The following is a 16,087-nucleotide window of genomic DNA, read 5'->3' on the forward strand; positions in this document are numbered from 1 at the left end:
GCGGGTCTATTTGTTGCCGGGGCCCAGTCGGCGGGCGGCGCGGCGAGCATCGTGCCAGGACATCGCCAGCTCAGCCGCGCGCTCATCGGTGACCGCCAGCAGCCTTTCCAATGTCGCCCTCGTCAAAGACGGATCGGCCAAGTGGGCGTCGATACGCGAAACAAACCTGCGCGCAGAGCTGGCCCGCAGCTGAAACTCCTCGATCGCCGGCTCATCCGCATTAGGCTGCGCCAAAGCGGGGTAGTAGAGCGTGCGATCAGCAATCGACTCCGTATCGGTGCCGTGTAGGAAAGTGTCGTAAGCATCCAAGGTATCGGTGATGTCCGCTCGCGAAATAGCCAAGGAGGTGCGCAGCGACGCCACCTCAGGGGTATCGCGCCGGGGCCAGAAAAACCAGATGGCCACCGCGATGATGACCATCACGGTGATGGCCAGGTTGAACCGAGAGATCACCAAAACGAGGGCCGCCAGCGCAATAATGCTGGTCAGCCCACGTCGACTATCCCCAGGTCCCATAACTGTTTTAGTGCCCGCCGCATCCGCAGCTGCCACCGCAGCCACCACACCCGGCAGGTGCGATGAGCGAACCGGTAAGCAATGCAGAACCAGCGATCACGTTATCGCGCTGCGGCAGGTCACCATCTGGCAGACAGACGTCGAAGGGGAAGGCCCCATCTACTGAGGCATGGATGAAGCGCTGCCCCGTCAGCTGATTGTTGCGGTACTCCGCTTCCAAGACGCGCGCGGAGAACAGCGCCGCGGCATCAGGTGCGACGGCACCGTTGCCATCGGCGACGGCCTGCGCCCCTGGGGATTCGATCACGCCGAGGTCCCGGCCGGTCGTCGACAAGAACTCCTCGGCGGTGGCGTAGGTCTGCGCCTCAATCGCCAGAGCTGTCACGCCAAGCTCCTGCCATTGCTGAGTATCCTCGTCCGCGATGAGCGGGCCTTGTGCAAGGTTCACCGTTACATTGGCGATGACATTGCCGAAGGGGTCCAGAATTTCGCAGAACGCCACAACATCGTTGAGCATGGTCACGTGCGCGTTGGTGCGGGTGGTGGAGTCAAAACCTGCGTAGGTGGCGAAGGGCTCGACCGCCAGAATGTTGATCTGTGCACCTGACCCATCGTTGAACTGGATCAGCTGACCGCCGCGGACTTCGCCGGTGACTGCCAGGTTATTTGTTGCAATCGCTGCTTCGACGGCATCTTGCCATTTCGGGTACTTCAGGCCGATGCTTTTCAGGTCACTACTCATACCGGATTACTCTACCGCCAAGCAGCGCCAAGGAATAGAACTGGGCAGGTATTGGTTAAAGTAAGGAAGAGCTATCGCACCGATATTTACGTTGACCTACATTAAGGATTGAATGAACCAAGTGCCGAATGAGAACCAGACACACGACGAACTTCTTGCTCAAGCGTTCCGCGACAATCAGCCGCAGCCGAGCGCAGCAGGCAGCGCAGTAGATACGGACGCGCCGACCGTCGGTGAACTGGACCTGGAGGCCCGTAATGCTTTCCGACGAGTGGAGCGCTCAGACTCTGTCCGCTCACGCGACGCCGAGGACATCTACGAGGTGGAGTACCGCAAACTCCGCCTGGAGCAAGTCGTCTTGGTGGGGGTGTGGACCGAGGGCACAACCGCGGAAGTGGAAGCCAACATGGCCGAACTTGCGGCGCTGACCGAAACGGCGGGCGCTGAAGTCGTCGAAATGCTATACCAGAAGCGCGACAAGCCGGACCCGAGCACCTTCATCGGCTCCGGCAAGGTGAAGGACCTGCGCCAGATCGTGGAGGCCACGGGCGCAGATACCGTGGTCTTCGACGGCGAGCTCTCGCCCGGGCAGCTGGTCGCGCTGGAGGAAGCGCTAAATACCAAGGTGATTGACCGCACCATGTTGATCTTGGACATCTTTGCGCAGCACGCGCAGTCCAAGGAGGGTAAAGCGCAGGTCTCGCTGGCGCAGATGCAGTACCTGTACACCCGCACCCGTGGTTGGGGCGGCAACCTGTCGCGCCAGGCGGGTGGTCGTGCCGGTTCCAATGGTGGCGTGGGTTTGCGCGGCCCCGGTGAGACGCGGATTGAGGCCGATCGTCGCCGCCTGCGCACGGACATGGCGAAGATCCGCAAGGAACTGGCGTCGATGAAAACTTCGCGCGAGGTGAAGCGTTCTCGTCGACAAGCATCCACTTTGCCGCAGATCGCGATCGCGGGATACACGAACGCGGGCAAGTCTTCGCTGATCAACGCGATGACAGACGCGGGCGTGCTGGTGGAAGACGCACTTTTCGCGACGCTGGACCCTGCCACGCGTAAGGCGGAGCTTGCCGATGGCCGCTCCATCGTCATCACCGACACCGTCGGTTTTGTCCGGCACCTGCCCACGCAGCTGATCGAGGCGTTTAAGTCCACCTTGGAGGAGGTCCTCAACGCGGATTTGATGTTGCACGTGGTGGACGGCTCTGATCCATTCCCGCTGAAGCAGATCGATGCGGTCAACACCGTGATCTCGGATATCGTCCGGGACACGGGCGAGCAGGCGCCACCGGAGATCATCGTGGTCAACAAGATCGATCAGGCTGATCCCTTGACCCTGGCGGAGGTGCGTCACGCCCTAGCAGACACACACAACCTCGTGTTTGTCTCTGCACTTACGCGCGAGGGCATCGACGAGCTGGAAGCGCGCATCGAACAGTTTCTGAACACGCTGGACCGGCATGTTGAGCTGCTCGTGCCCTATACCCGCGGCGATGTTGTCTCGCACGTACACGACGAGGGCACGGTGCGTTCCGAAGAGCATCATGCGGAGGGAACGCTTATCGACGTGCGCCTGCCCCATGTTCTGGCGGAGCAGTACGCGGAGTTTGTGGTCGACGAGGAATCCGACGATTAACCTGCGGGCCCAGCGCACCCCCATATAGTCACACAATTCTTGATTTCCCGCCTGAAGGGCAATAATGAAGATTCGTGACTAATAAATTGGGCTGGGACCTCCACGGCGACGGTAAGAAAATTCTTCCAGGGGCAGTAGTTGCCCCCAACGAGCGGCTGAACTGGCCACGCACCATCGGCATCGGCATGCAACACGTAGTTGCGATGTTCGGTGCCACCTTGTTGGTGCCAACCCTGACAGGTTTTCCTGTCAACACGACGCTGCTGTTCTCCGGCCTGGGCACGATCATCTTCCTCTTAATCACCAGGAACCGGCTGCCCTCCTACCTGGGCTCGTCGTTCGCCTTCATTGCGCCGCTGAGCGCGTCGGCGCAGTACGGTATTGAAGCGCAGATCACCGGTGTATTCTTCACCGGCATCGCGCTGATCATCGTTGGCTTCATCGTGAAAGCCGCAGGCAAGCGCGTCATCGATGCTGTCATGCCTCCCGCGGTCACAGGCGCCATCGTGGCGTTGATCGGGTTTAACCTAGCGCCCACGGCGGTATCTAATGTGGAGACGCAGCCGCTGGTTGCGGCCGTTACCCTCGTAACCATCATCGTCTTTACCGTGGCAATGCGCGGCATGGCCACCCGCTTGGCCATCCTGATCGGCGTGGTCGTCGGCTGGGTCTTCGCGGCGCTGACCGGCAACCTTGCCGACGATGCCGCTGAGACTATTGCCCAGGCGCCGTGGATCGGGTTGCCGACCTTCCACACCCCCAACTTTGACCCCGCTGTGGCCGTGCCGGCGGTGCTTGTCACTCTGCCGGTGATCGTCGTGCTGATCGCAGAAAACGTCGGCCACGTCAAGGCCGTCTCCGAGATGACGAAGGCTGACCTCGATGATCTGGCCGGCGATGCCCTGATTGGCGACGGCATTGCCACGACCTTGGCCGGTGGTTTCGGCGGCTCCGGTACCACGACCTATGCCGAAAATATTGGCGTGATGGCCGCAACGCGTGTGTATTCCACCGCTGCGTACTGGGTGGCTGCCATTTTCGCTATCGCGCTGGCGTTCATTCCGAAGTTCGGTGCGCTGATCTTCACCATTCCCGCCGGCGTATTGGGCGGGGCCTGTCTGGTGCTGTACGGGCTGATCGGCATGCTCGGCGTGCGCATCTGGCAGGACAATAACGTCAACTTCAATAACCCCGTCAACCTGACTGCTGCAGCAGTGGCGATGGTCGTGGGCATCGGCAACCTGTCGTTGACCATTGGTGGGGTACCGCTGGAGGGCATCGCCTTGGGTTCGGTGGGCATCATCGTTGTGTACCCAATCATGAAGTGGGCTTACACCACCCTGGGCGAAGGCCAGCAGCACGCCCGGTTCTAGCACACAAGAAAACGACCACCTAGGAAAGCCAGGTGGTCGTCGTTAAGCGTGGACCTTAAGCGTCGAGGTCCGACTCAATTAGTGCAGCGATCTTGTTGACGGCTTCCTCGTTGTCGGAGGAGACGATGACCTCATCGCCCTGCTCAGCGCCAAGGGCCATGATCATCAGCGAGGACGCGGCATCCGCCTCTTCGTCCTCATCGGAAGCGAGGACGATCAAGATCTCGTCGTCATACTCGCCAGCTGCCTCAGCGATTACGGTGGCGGGGCGGGCGTGCAGCCCGACCGAAGAACCAACCTTTACGGTTTTGGATGCCATGAGAATAATTTCCTTTCGTTAGTTGATCTGGGTCAAGTCTAGAAGATTATGCGGTGACTGCGGAGGATTCTTGTGAATTGTTGTGCACTCCGTTTTCCGCTGCTTCCTCGACGGCACGGTTTGGCCAAAACTGCTTGAGCGCGAGGACCGCCACGGTCGAGGTTGCGATGCCTGCTGCCAGGGCGATCAGTGCTCCCCACCACGGGTTGATGGCGAACAGCACGAAGATACCGCCGTGTGGTGCGCGCGAGCCCACACCGAGGGCCATGGACACCGCGCCGGTGACAGCGCCGCCGGCCATCATGGAAGGGATCACGCGCAGGGGATCTGCTGCCGCGAATGGGATCGCGCCCTCGGAGACGAATGACAGGCCCAGCAGCCATGCGGACTTACCGTTTTCCTGCTCCGCCGGGGTGAACAGCTGCTTGCGGATGAACGTAGCGATGGACAAAGCAATCGGCGGAACCATACCGGCGAGCATGACCGCAGCCATGATCTGGTAGCTGGCCTCCGTACCGGCGGACAGTCCAGCGGTACCGAAGAGGTAGGCAGCCTTGTTTACTGGGCCACCCAGGTCCAAGCACATCATCAGGCCGATGATCAGGCCCAGAAGAATAGCCGAAGAACCGGACATGGAGTTCAGCCAATCGGTCAGCCCAGTCATTAGTGCCTCGAGTGGGCGGCCGAGCAGCAGGAACATCGCCAAGCCGACGATCAGCGAGGTCAGCAGCGGGATGATGACCACAGGCATCAGTGAGCGCAGCCACGCAGGGACCTTCCAGTTGCCAATCCAGTGGGCGACAACACCGGCCAGAATACCCGTGATCAAGCCACCGATGAAGCCTGCTCCCAGCATGACTGAGATAGCACCGCCGACGAAACCAGGCGCGATACCCGGACGACCGGCCAGCGAAAATGCGGTATAGCCCGAGAGCGCTGCGACGACGAAGCCCATCGCGGCTTGGCCAATCGCAAACATCACAGCGCCCAAGTAGAGCGCTAGACCAGAACGGTCGAAGACCACGGTGGCGCCGTCGACAAGCACCTCATTGCCAGGCAGGTTCGATAGCGAATAGCCGGTGGAAATAGCCTGCCAGCCGTTGGCGACGTCATAACCGCCGATAAGGAATCCCAGCGCGAGCAACAACCCGCCGGCTGCGACGAAAGGCACCATGTAGGACACGCCCGTCATCACTGCCTGTTGGATGCGCTTTGGCCAGCTTTCTTCGCTGCTCGAGGAGCCCGATTGCGCGGAGCTGGCGGTGCCGTCCGCTACGACCCGTCGTGCGTTGGGATCCTTCGCGGCGGCCAACGCCTCGTCCAGCATGGCGTCGGGCTCATTGATTCCCCGCTTCACCGGGGTTTGAATAAAGGGCTTGCCGGCGAAGCGCTCCTTGTCGCGGACTGCAACATCGACGGCGAAAATGACGGCCTCCGCCTTCTCGATGATCGCAGGATCAAGCTGCTCTCCACCGGAGGAGCCTTGCGTTTCGACGACAAGGTGCACGTCCTCACGCTTGTCCGCAGCTTGCTGGAGTGCATCGGCTGCCATATAGGTGTGGGCGATACCGGTGGGGCAGGCGGTCACGGCAACGATCGTCGGCGCGACGCTTGCCGGAGCGGGTGCGGTCTCTGCAGGCGTGCTTGGAGCAGCGGCCGTCGAGGTAGACTTCGACGACTTTTTCTCCGCGTTGGTGACCGCGAGCACCGCTTCGACAATGTCGTCGTTGGTGGAAGCTGCCCGCAGCTTGTCGATGAAGTCACCACGAACGAGGGCGCGCGCCAGCTTGGAGAGGATCTTCATGTGCTCCTTGCCGCCACCTTCAGGTGCGGCAATGAGGAAGACAAGTTCGGCATCCCCGTCTGGGCCACCAAAGTCAACGGGGCGGGACAGTCGGGCGAACGCCAACGTGGGTTGGCTGACGGCAGCGGAGCGACAGTGGGGGATAGCCACTTGGCCATTCACCCCGGTGCCTGCTTTGCTTTCGCGTTCGTAGGCGTCAGCGGCAAGCTGTGCAGCATCCGAGGAACGCCCGGCGGCGGCGACGGTGTCGGCGAGGTGGGTGATGACGTCGCGTGGTGTCGTATCGAAGTCGACATCAAGGCTGACGAGGTTTGACGTAATTAATGAGTCACTCATCGTAGGTCCTTGCTTTCAGAATGGACAATGGTTCGGATAGTTGTTTCAGAAAAATTCACAAGATCAGGACCGGGGATTTCCGTCCCGGGAAGGCCAGCCGCGGCAGAACCGTAGGCCACCGCCCAGCCCAAAGACTCGGCATAATCCAGACCGTGCGACCGAGCGCGGAGATAGCCTGCCAGCGAGCAATCGCCCGCACCGACCGTGGACACCACCTGTGTTGGCGGTGGAGTAGCAACCCACGCACCGTCGGAGGTAATCAGCGCTGCACCGGCACCGCCTAGAGTGAGCAAAATTTCGGAGACACCCTTATCCAGCAGTGGCCTGGCTGCGTCGAGGGCCGGTCCGAAATCACCGGACTCTGCTTGTCTTTCGATGTCCTCACCATCAAACCCGGTGAGCTGACCCAGCTCGATCCCATTGGGTTTCAGCAATGTGGGAGCGCAGTCTTCTAGCCGCTCACCAAGGGCTTGCAGGGGCGCATCAGAAGTATCGACGGCAACGAGGGCGTCAGGGTTAGCGTCGATGCACTTAGCGACGAGGATGGCGTACCAATCCAGCGGTGCGCCGGGAGGAAGGGAACCGGACATGACGATGGCCGAGCCGTCAGCGGCAGCGTCGACCACGATGTTTTCAATCTCGCGGAGGTGATCGTCGTTAAGCTCCGCTCCTGGTTCGTTGAGCTTGGTGGTGGTGCCGTCTGGTTCGGTGACGGCCGTGTTGGTGCGCACCGACCCGGGGATGGGAACATTGGTAAAGGGGACCTTTGCAGCCCGGACGAGGGCGACGAATGGGTCATTATCTGCGGCAGGGAAGAGTGCGCGGGTCTCCACGCCGCCGCGGTGTAGTGCGTTGGCGACGTTCACGCCTTTGCCGCCGGCGCTGCGTTGTGCGTGGGTGGGGCGTTGGACCTCTCCACGTTTCAGTGGGTCTGCGAGACTCAGTGTTGCGTCGATGCTGGGATTAGCAGTAAGCGTCAGAATCACGGTCGTGGTTCCTTTTCTGTTGTGATGTTTCTGGCCGAAACCACTACTCGTGGCTGGTGGCACATCGGCCTCTGCCAATAAGTATGCCCGATCGTTTCCGATCGGGCAATGGTTTATGGGGAACATTCACACAAAACTGTGGAATTGTGTCTGAATTAACATTGTTTTCATTCGGCGAGGAGGACGTCGATGCCCTGCTCGCGTAGATCAGCGATGAAGGACTCCGGTGCATCGGCATCGGTGATGATTGCATCGACCTGATCCAGCGAAGCGAAACTCACCAGGTAATCGTTTCCGAGTTTTGTAGAGTCACACAGGACGACGACCTGGCGGGCGTTGGTGACCATCGAGGACTTCACCGCAGCTTCTTGTGCATCGGCGGTGGAGAGGCCATGGTCGATGGTCAGTGCGTTCGTGCCAATGAACGCGACTTCCGCGCGCATCAGTGCCAGGGTGCGCAGCGCTGTATCGCCAACCACCGCCTGGGTGATGGCGCGAACGCTTCCCCCAAGAAGCTGGACATTGTCCAGGCCTGCGCCGGAGAGTTCCAAAGCGATCGGCAGTGAGTTGGTGACGATCGACCACGTCTTGGCGTCGGGGTGTTCGGTCATCAAGTCCGCCAGCCCATTGATCGTTGTGCCCGCATCGAGGAAAACCCCGCCTCCACGGGATGGCAAGAACTTCATCGCCTCACGGGCGATTGCCGACTTTGCGGTAGGCGATGACCGGAAGCGGGTATCCAGGGGGAACTCGGTGGTGAGGAAGGATTGGCTCGCCACCGCACCGCCATGGACGCGGTGGACCACGCCCTCGCGGTCTAGGACCGCGAGGTCTCGGCGGATGGTTTCCGCCGTTACCTCAAATTTTTGGGCCAGTTCCGTGACATTGACCCGCCCTTCCACAGCGGTCAATGACGCGATCTGTCGCCGACGTTCCTCTGCATACATTGGGGCCTCCGAGCAAACTGCGTGCTGAAAATGGATATTACCTTTCGTCCAGTATTCCAAACTTTCGCTGCCCGAGAATGTGAGTTGGTGCCCGAATGCCCCCGTCAGGGTGTACTGGACGGACACATGCTAAGAGGAAGTCGGCGATTATGGGGGACCAATAGAACCGTCGATTAACCCCGCCTACGGGGCATGAAAGCGCGGGCCAAGCCAAGGTGGGCTGAAGCGCGTTAAGAGAGGTGGAAAAGGATTGTGCGAGATTAGAGGGTGCGCATCACGGAAACGACGCGTCCCATAATCTGGGCTTCGTCTCCCTTGATGGGTGCGAAAGCATCATTGTGGGGGAGGAGCCACACACCCGTGGAATCACGGTGAAATTCCTTGACGGTGGCCTCGTCGTCAAGCAATGCGGCGACGAAATCGCCCTCCTCGGCGACTGGCTGTGCCTTGACGACGACCCAATCCCCGTCGAGGATGCCGGCGTCCCGCATTGATTCGCCAACGACCTGAAGCATATAAAGCTCACCATCGCCCACGATGTCAGTGGGCATGGGGTAATACTCATCGATATTCTGCTCAGCGAGGAGGGGGTTGCCGGCGGCGATGCGCCCGACCACGGGAACATAACTTGTTTGAACGGTGTTCTCCGGAACTTCGGTAGTGTCCTGTGACGTGTCCTTTTTCTTAGTCATGTTCGCGCTAGGGAAGTGGCGCAAGTCGACAGCGCGCGGCTTGTTCGGGTCGCGGCGCAGAAAGCCCTTCTTCTCTAGCTCTTTGAGTTGGTAGGCCACCGAGGAGGTCGACTGTAGGCCTGCTGCGTCACCAATTTCGCGAATGCTTGGTGGGTATCCCCGGAGGACGACGGCATCTTGAATCACTTCGAGAATGCGCTTTTGCCTAGCGGACAGGGTTGCGGGGTCTGGTTTCTTGGGGTCCGACTTCTTGCGGGCCATGGTTACTCCTAAGCGGGGTGGGGTCAGACGGACTGGGGCTGTCCGTAAAAGTTTCGTTACTACATGTGTACCACGAAACTGCAAGTTTGTTCGAGAAGACGGACAAACTATGGACAAAGTTTTCTCGCCGTGCTATAAATCGAACATAGAAGCTAATTCGAACATGTAAGCGAGGTTGGTGTTCGAGTTTGTCCCAATCGCTTCATACGATAGTCACACAATGAAAGGGAAGAAACTATGACGATCCAAGAAATCAACGTTAACACTGTACAGTGCCGCCCACGTGCCCACTCTATGGTGGTGCCTCCTGCGTCGGTATGGGATCTTAGCCCGACTGAAAGTGTCACGCATCGCACGAAGAGTGTTCGAACACTTCCCGGGAGGTATCGAACGGAGGGACGCTTAGGAGGTGTGAATCATCGAGAGGATGATGGAACCAGAAAGCAACTCGAAAATCGCCACGATTCCATCCGATCAATTCTTCTCGCTTCCTTCATGGGATTTAGCCTGATCGTTGGGGCAGCCATGGGTGGCGTGTTCGAAGATGCCCAGGTAGGCGATCAGGCCCCTGTCGATTACACGGCAGAAGTCCAAACTCTCGACCGCAGGTAGGAGTTCCGTTAGCGCTGGCAGCGAACTTGGCGGGGACCAGAGCCAAGGTGAAGCAGAGCAGGAGGAGACGGTAGAATTTGAACTGTGGGTTAACCACAGTGATCCCGCTTCCTCAATTCAGATAGGTTAGCTGCCAGTGCATTGCCCTTTTTGCCACAATGATTCCTCGCGTGTCATTGACTCACGCATTATCGATTATGGTGCCGCGATTCGTCGTCGGCGCGAATGCACGTCGTGCAACGGTCGATTCACCACGGTAGAAAAAGCAATTCTCACCGTCATTAAACGCAACGGCCTGTCTGAACCATTCAACCGCGACAAAGTTATTACCGGTGTGCGGCGCGCGTGCCAAGGGCGCGATGTATCCGACGACTCCTTGAAGCTGCTCGCCCAGGAAGTTGAAGAATCGATTCGCAGCCAAGGCAGTTCCCAAGTCAACGCCAATGACATCGGTTTAGCTATCCTCGAACCCCTTCGCGCACTTGACGAGGTCGCCTACCTGCGCTTTGCCTCGGTGTACAAATCCTTCGAAAGCGCAGACGACTTCGAATCAGAAATCAGGCTGATGCGGCGCCGCGACCGCGAATACTAATCAGCCCAGTTTGTCCACCATCTTCTGGATGCGCCGCTCAGACACCGGCTTTGGTGTGCCCAGCCTTTGAGCGAAAAGGCTCACCCGCAGTTCCTCGATTCGCCACAAAATGTCCTTCACCGCGCGCGATTTCTGCGCTGCAGGTGGGAGCCTTTTCAGCTTCGCATCAAGATAACGCTTGGCTGAGTCGACCACATCTTGGCGCTCCGCGTCGCGATCTGGGTCTATCGCCATGTCAGAAAGACGGATCTTGATCGCCTCCATATAGCGAGGCAGGTGCTGAAGATTCTCCGTACCATGCACCGTAATTGCATGCGGCGGTAAGAGGAACTTCAACTGTGCGTGCATATCGTCGATCGCAGGCCCTTCCCATTTCTCAAGTTCTGCGGCCACGTTGGCATATTCGACCAAACCGGGAGCGAGGGCGACGACGGACCGGCGTACCCGGCCCGCTACTTCTGGCTTGACCTTATTCAACAGCTCATCAAACTCAGCAGGAGTGCGCACAGGTCCACCGTGATCGAACATCAGATCACGAATTGCTGCTACCCGAGCATCTTCCACAAGCCCCTCGGCACCGCCATGCGGGTAATTGTCGACAGCAACCCGCTGGCGCAGCGGCAGTCCCTTCGTCATCTGTGAGGCCGATACAGAGATCTTGCGCAGCAACATGGTGAGCGTTGCAGTCACCATTGACTGCTCCGCCGCAGCCTTCGTCGGATGGACGGTCACCTTGACCCCGTCTGGTGTCGCCTCAAGAGCAGGGAAGGCCTCGACCTCGTTACCATCCACCTTCGTGGTGATAGTTTCGGGGATCTCCCCAAGCGTGTCATCGGTCCACTCCCGCACAGCCTTCGACTCGGCCTTTCGCCCAGCCTTAGACATGGATGATTTAATTTGGCCTGCGCGTCGCGCCTGTAAAGCGCTGAGGTCCTTGTCGTGGTCGATGATCTTGCCACGTCGGTCCACAGCGGCAAACGTCATGCGCAAGTGGGGCGGCAGTGTTTCGGGACGGAAATCGGAACCATTGATACCAGCGCCCCCCAAAGAACGCAGCACCTCAGCCAACTGGTCTGTAATCCGCCCCTCGAAAGGAATCAGCTTCGGCGCGGCCCGCTGAGCAAAATCGGGGGCAGGAACCACCGTCTTGCGCAGAGCCTTCGGCAGGGACCGGATGAATTCAGTGACAAGCTCCTCGCGCAGCCCGGGCACAAGCCAGTCAAAATCTTCATCGTCCACGTTGGCTAGCAACGGGACAGGTACTAAGGCAGTAACCCCATCGAAGGGGTCGCCCGGTTCGAACTTATATTGCAGCTCATAGGTCACTGAACCCTGGCGCCAGTGGTCGGGGAATTGTGCGTCCGTACTGGCCGAGTGCTCCTCGTCGAGAAGCTTCTCGGGATCAAAGTCAAGGAAATCCGGCGTATTGTGACGCTTCTTCTTCCACCACGAATCGAAGTGGCGCCCGGTGACAGCGTTGTCTGGCAGGCGGGAATCATAAAATTCGAAGAGCGTATCCTCATCGACGACCAGTCCGCGGCGGCGCACCTTGTCCTCGACGGCGCTGGCCTCCTCCAGCATCTGCTGGTTGTGCTTGAGGAACTTATGGTGCGTATTCCACTCGCCACCGATCAGACCGTGGCGGATAAACATGTCGCGTGCAGCTTCCCGATCCACGCGGTGATAGGGGATCAGGCGGTCAGCGATGATTGTGACGCCGTACAGCATCGACTTCTGGTGCACCATCGCCGCGGCACGCTTCGTGGACCACACCGGTTCCGAATAGGAATGCTTCAGCAGGTTCGCCGCCAACTTTTCTACCCACGCCGGCTGGATCTTCGCAACATCGCGGGCCCACAGCCGCGAGGTTTCAACAAGCTCACCGGCCATGACCATCTCCGGTGGCTTCTTCGCCAAGGCGGAACCCGGAAAGATCATGAACCTTGTGCCGCGCGCGCCTTGGTATTCCTTCTTGTTGCCATCGCGGGCACCAATATTGGACAGCAGCCCGGACAGCAGAGACTGGTGAATAGCATCCTGATCGCGCTTGCCGATGACATTCTCCGTCCGCGGCCAGCCCAACTGCTTGGCTACATCACGCAGTTGCCGCACCAAGTCGTACCACTCACGGATACGCATGTAGTGCAGGTATTCCTTCTTCATCCGCTTTCGAAACGCGTTTCCGGACATCTCATCGCGCGATTCAGTGATGTAGTCCCACAGCTTCAGGCTGGAAAGGAAATCGGACTCCGTGTCTTTAAACCGGGCATGCGCCTGGTCGGCTTGTGCCTGGAATTCTAGGGGACGTTCGCGCACGTCCTGGATCGTCATAGCGGACACAATCACCGTCACGTCCTCCAGCACCCCGAGGGTATTGGCCTCTACCAGCATTCGAGCCATACGCGGATCAACCGGGATGCGAGCAAGGTCGCGGCCGATCGTCGTTAAGCGCGGCTCATCTTTGCTTGCCGACGATCCCTCTAGCGCTCCCAGCTCGTCGAGTAACACGAGGCCATCGCGGACCGCCTTGTGCTCCGGTGGCTGGATGAAGGGGAAAGCGGTGATATTGCCCAGACGCAGTGAAATCATCTGCAAGATCACGCTGGCCAGGTTGGTGCGCAGGATCTCCGGATCGGTGAACTCGGGGCGGGAATTGAAATCGTCCTCGGAGTAGAGGCGGATGGCGATACCGTCGGCGACACGGCCACAGCGGCCGGAGCGCTGGTTGGCGCTTGCTTGAGAGATCTCCTCGATCGGTAGTCGCTGGACCTTCGTGCGGGTGGAGTAGCGGGAAATGCGCGCGGTACCGGTATCCACCACGTAGTGGATGCCGGGAACCGTCAGAGACGTCTCTGCAATATTGGTGGACAACACGATGCGTCGACCTGAGTGCGGGGAAAAGACGCGGTGCTGTTCCTGGTTGGAAAGCCGGCCGAACAGGGGAGTGACTTCCACCCCGCGCCACTTCTTCGCCTCAATGGTTTCCATGGCGTCGCGGATATCGCGCTCGCCGGGGAAGAAACACAAGATGTCGCCAGGCCCCTCAGCCATCAGTTCTTCTAGCGCTAGCACGAGGCCGTCCAGCATGTCGATGTCGACAACCTTGTCGCCCACCTCCTGTTCCAGGGGGCGGTAGCGGATCTCCACGGGGTAGGTGCGGCCCGAGACCTCGATGATGGGGGCAGGGGCGCCGTCCTGGTCCGCGAAATGCTCGGCAAAACGCTCCGGATCAATCGTGGCGGAGGTAATGATCACCTTCAGGTCTGGGCGATGGGGCAGTAGGCGCTTCAAATAGCCCAGCAAGAAGTCAATGTTGAGGGAACGCTCGTGCGCCTCGTCGATAATGATCGTGTCGTAAGCATTGAGGTAGCGGTCACGCTGCATCTCCGCCAGCAAAATGCCATCGGTCATCAGCTTGACGGCGGTAGTGGCGGACACGCGATCATCGAAGCGGATAGCGTAGCCAACAGAATCACCAATCTTTTGACCTAGCTCATCGGCGATGCGCTCCGCGACCGTGCGTGCAGCCAAACGCCGGGGCTGGGTATGCCCAATCAACCCGCGCCGGCCCCGCCCCAGATCCAGCAGCATCTTCGGGATCTGCGTGGTCTTACCCGAACCGGTCTCGCCGGCGATGATGACCACCTGGTTGTCGCTGATCAGCTCCATGATGTCGTCGCGTCGCTCAGAGACCGGTAACTGTTCGGGAAAAGAGATCTCAGGGATGTTTTCGTCGATAAGCGACACCTTGAGGGCCGCCTCATCGAGATCCTTGCCTATCGCCTGGAGAGCCTGAGGGGAGCGAGCCTTTCGCAGGCGGCGGCTAAAGCGGCGGGCATCCGAAATTGTGAGTTCATCGAGGCGCGCATAGAGCTCGTCGCGCGTAGGGGTAGAGGAAGTAGTCATAGCTGAGTATGCAGTCTAGTCGCTGATCGCGAAGGTCCATGGTTAGCACCGGTAGAGAGCTTAAAACAAACTTGTAGAGAAATCTGGGCGTTTTCACATTATGCTTCATATTCGCCTGTACAAGACAGGGAAAATGGCCTACACATGCCCGGAAGGGCTAAGAGGAAACTAAGGACAGAGGCGGTGAATACTGTGCCACCGAACTACCCGCAGCACTTCACCCACTACGCGCCAGACCACAGCCCACTAGACAGAGGCGATGGTGAAATCAACGTGTTGGCGGCTGTCAACTATGGATTTACGCGGTGGGCTTCGAGGAGCAACTGGTTAACCTGGGGTCTCCTCCTTGTCGCTCCAGGGGTCTTGATCTTCGCCCTCACATTTGTTCTCATATTTTTCGGTGAGGTAGTACCGATAAGGTCGGATGCGGCCGATAACCTATCTTTTGCATTGATGGCTGTTCTTGTCGTCGCCTCAGTCGTGCTCACAACAGTGGTGAACTTGTGGATCTACCGGGGCGGGGTGGTGCAAGCGGCTGAGCCTTCGATCCGGTTTCGGGATTTCTATACCAATGCCCGAGTCGGCCACCAGTTGTTACTGATTATCGGGGTCGTCGCGGTGGCGTTAGTGCTGATTTTTCCGATCGGATTGCTCTTTGAATTGGCGAAGGGCTCCCCGAAGGCCGATATGCTTATCCTCCTTGGGCTCATTGTGCTGCCCATAGCACTGATCCCGTTCTTCTTCCTCGTTCCCTATTTCATCGCTGATGGCCGTGGCGTGTTCGAGGCGATCGGCGACAATATTCAGGCGGGCCGGCAACACTGGCTAGCACTGCTGGTGTACTTCATCGTGGAGATCGTGCTGAGCCAGCTGATCATCGGCCTCACCTTCGGGTTTGGGGTTCTCGCGGTTGTGCCGCTTTCGGCGATTATCCGTGGTCACTTGGTTCGGCAGTTTAACTGCGGCTATATCCCAGTCGGCACAAATGGTTAGCGCGCTGTCTTCTGATGATGGGCTCTCTTAACTACTAGGCTTAGGAACCAACGATGTTTTCCAAGGAAGGAGAGCTGGGAGCGTGTCAAGTTGTTTGTGTGTGGGGCGTGATTATTAGAGGTAGGGCTCGAAGCGGTCAGGGTAAGCCACAGACATCTGGTTGATGGCCTGCTTCCAGTTCGTCNCCCGCCTGCCCTCGATCAGCCGGCCGCTGGTCGCCGCGACCCGTTTGCCCTGCTTAGCGCGCTTGGCGGCCCGTTTGTCCTCAATGTTGCAGATCATCAACCACAAGGTTTTGATCGCAGACTCATCGTTGGTGAACTGCACCCGATTCCGGGTGGCTTTACGTAGCTCGTTGTTCATCGACTC

Annotated in this window: 13 protein-coding genes and 1 pseudogene; 5 read left to right on the forward strand and 9 right to left on the reverse strand. The window is 59.1% G+C overall.

Annotated features, from left to right (window positions below; translation table 11 throughout):
• Positions 1-6: 6 nt before the first annotated feature.
• Positions 7-516 carry a hypothetical protein gene (locus B097_RS0103590; RefSeq protein ID WP_018581179.1) on the reverse strand — a complete coding sequence of 170 codons (510 nt, stop codon included), beginning with the start codon at positions 514-516 and terminating at the stop codon, positions 7-9.
• A gap of 7 nt (positions 517-523) precedes the next feature.
• The gene (locus B097_RS0103595; RefSeq protein WP_018581180.1) at positions 524-1,258 is read right to left on the reverse strand and encodes a hypothetical protein; all 735 of its coding nucleotides are present in this window, start codon (positions 1,256-1,258) and stop codon (positions 524-526) included.
• Between the two features lie 112 nt (positions 1,259-1,370).
• Between B097_RS0103595 and hflX the strand changes: the two genes are divergently transcribed.
• Positions 1,371-2,897 (forward strand): GTPase HflX, encoded by a 1,527-nt coding sequence (gene hflX / locus B097_RS0103600; RefSeq protein WP_018581181.1) that lies wholly within the window; start codon positions 1,371-1,373, stop codon positions 2,895-2,897.
• A gap of 74 nt (positions 2,898-2,971) precedes the next feature.
• Positions 2,972-4,270: a uracil-xanthine permease family protein gene (locus B097_RS0103605; protein WP_018581182.1), complete on the forward strand. Its 1,299-nt coding sequence runs from the start codon at positions 2,972-2,974 to the stop codon at positions 4,268-4,270.
• 55 nt (positions 4,271-4,325) lie between these two features.
• Here the strand turns inward: B097_RS0103605 and B097_RS0103610 are convergent, their stop codons facing one another.
• The 5 genes from B097_RS0103610 to lexA all read right to left on the reverse strand — a co-directional run bounded on the left by B097_RS0103610 (position 4,326) and on the right by lexA (position 9,615).
• A complete protein-coding gene (locus tag B097_RS0103610) occupies positions 4,326-4,589 on the reverse strand; it encodes an HPr family phosphocarrier protein (RefSeq protein ID WP_018581183.1) in 264 nt (87 codons plus the stop codon).
• A gap of 46 nt (positions 4,590-4,635) precedes the next feature.
• A complete protein-coding gene (locus B097_RS0103615) occupies positions 4,636-6,729 on the reverse strand; it encodes a PTS fructose transporter subunit IIABC (RefSeq protein WP_018581184.1) in 2,094 nt (697 codons plus the stop codon).
• Complete coding sequence (locus B097_RS0103620) at positions 6,726-7,715, reverse strand: 1-phosphofructokinase family hexose kinase (protein ID WP_018581185.1); 990 nt, start codon at positions 7,713-7,715, stop codon at positions 6,726-6,728. Before B097_RS0103620 ends, B097_RS0103615 begins: the two co-directional genes overlap by 4 nt.
• A gap of 167 nt (positions 7,716-7,882) precedes the next feature.
• Positions 7,883-8,662 carry a transcriptional regulator SugR gene (gene sugR / locus B097_RS0103625; RefSeq protein WP_018581186.1) on the reverse strand — a complete coding sequence of 260 codons (780 nt, stop codon included), beginning with the start codon at positions 8,660-8,662 and terminating at the stop codon, positions 7,883-7,885.
• Between the two features lie 260 nt (positions 8,663-8,922).
• Entirely contained in the window at positions 8,923-9,615 is a 693-nt protein-coding gene (gene lexA, locus B097_RS0103630; protein ID WP_018581187.1) for a transcriptional repressor LexA, read from the reverse strand.
• A 411-nt stretch (positions 9,616-10,026) separates the two neighbouring features.
• Here lexA and B097_RS0103635 point away from each other — a divergent pair, with 411 nt between their 5' ends.
• A complete protein-coding gene (locus B097_RS0103635) occupies positions 10,027-10,227 on the forward strand; it encodes a hypothetical protein (RefSeq protein WP_018581188.1) in 201 nt (66 codons plus the stop codon).
• A gap of 136 nt (positions 10,228-10,363) precedes the next feature.
• Positions 10,364-10,819 (forward strand): transcriptional regulator NrdR, encoded by a 456-nt coding sequence (gene nrdR, locus B097_RS0103640; protein ID WP_018581189.1) that lies wholly within the window; start codon positions 10,364-10,366, stop codon positions 10,817-10,819.
• Here the strand turns inward: nrdR and hrpA are convergent, their stop codons facing one another.
• A complete protein-coding gene (gene hrpA, locus B097_RS0103645; protein WP_018581190.1) occupies positions 10,820-14,725 on the reverse strand; it encodes an ATP-dependent RNA helicase HrpA in 3,906 nt (1,301 codons plus the stop codon).
• A 183-nt stretch (positions 14,726-14,908) separates the two neighbouring features.
• Between hrpA and B097_RS0103650 the strand changes: the two genes are divergently transcribed.
• The gene (locus B097_RS0103650) at positions 14,909-15,718 is read left to right on the forward strand and encodes a hypothetical protein (protein ID WP_147287138.1); all 810 of its coding nucleotides are present in this window, start codon (positions 14,909-14,911) and stop codon (positions 15,716-15,718) included.
• Positions 15,719-15,832: 114 nt separating this feature from the next.
• Here B097_RS0103650 and B097_RS0103655 read toward each other — a convergent pair.
• A pseudogene (locus B097_RS0103655) lies at positions 15,833-16,087 on the reverse strand (IS256 family transposase); the annotation flags it as partial.

Source organism: Corynebacterium pilosum DSM 20521 = CIP 103422 (assembly GCF_000373805.1).
Classification (GTDB): Bacteria; Actinomycetota; Actinomycetes; order Mycobacteriales; family Mycobacteriaceae; genus Corynebacterium; species Corynebacterium pilosum.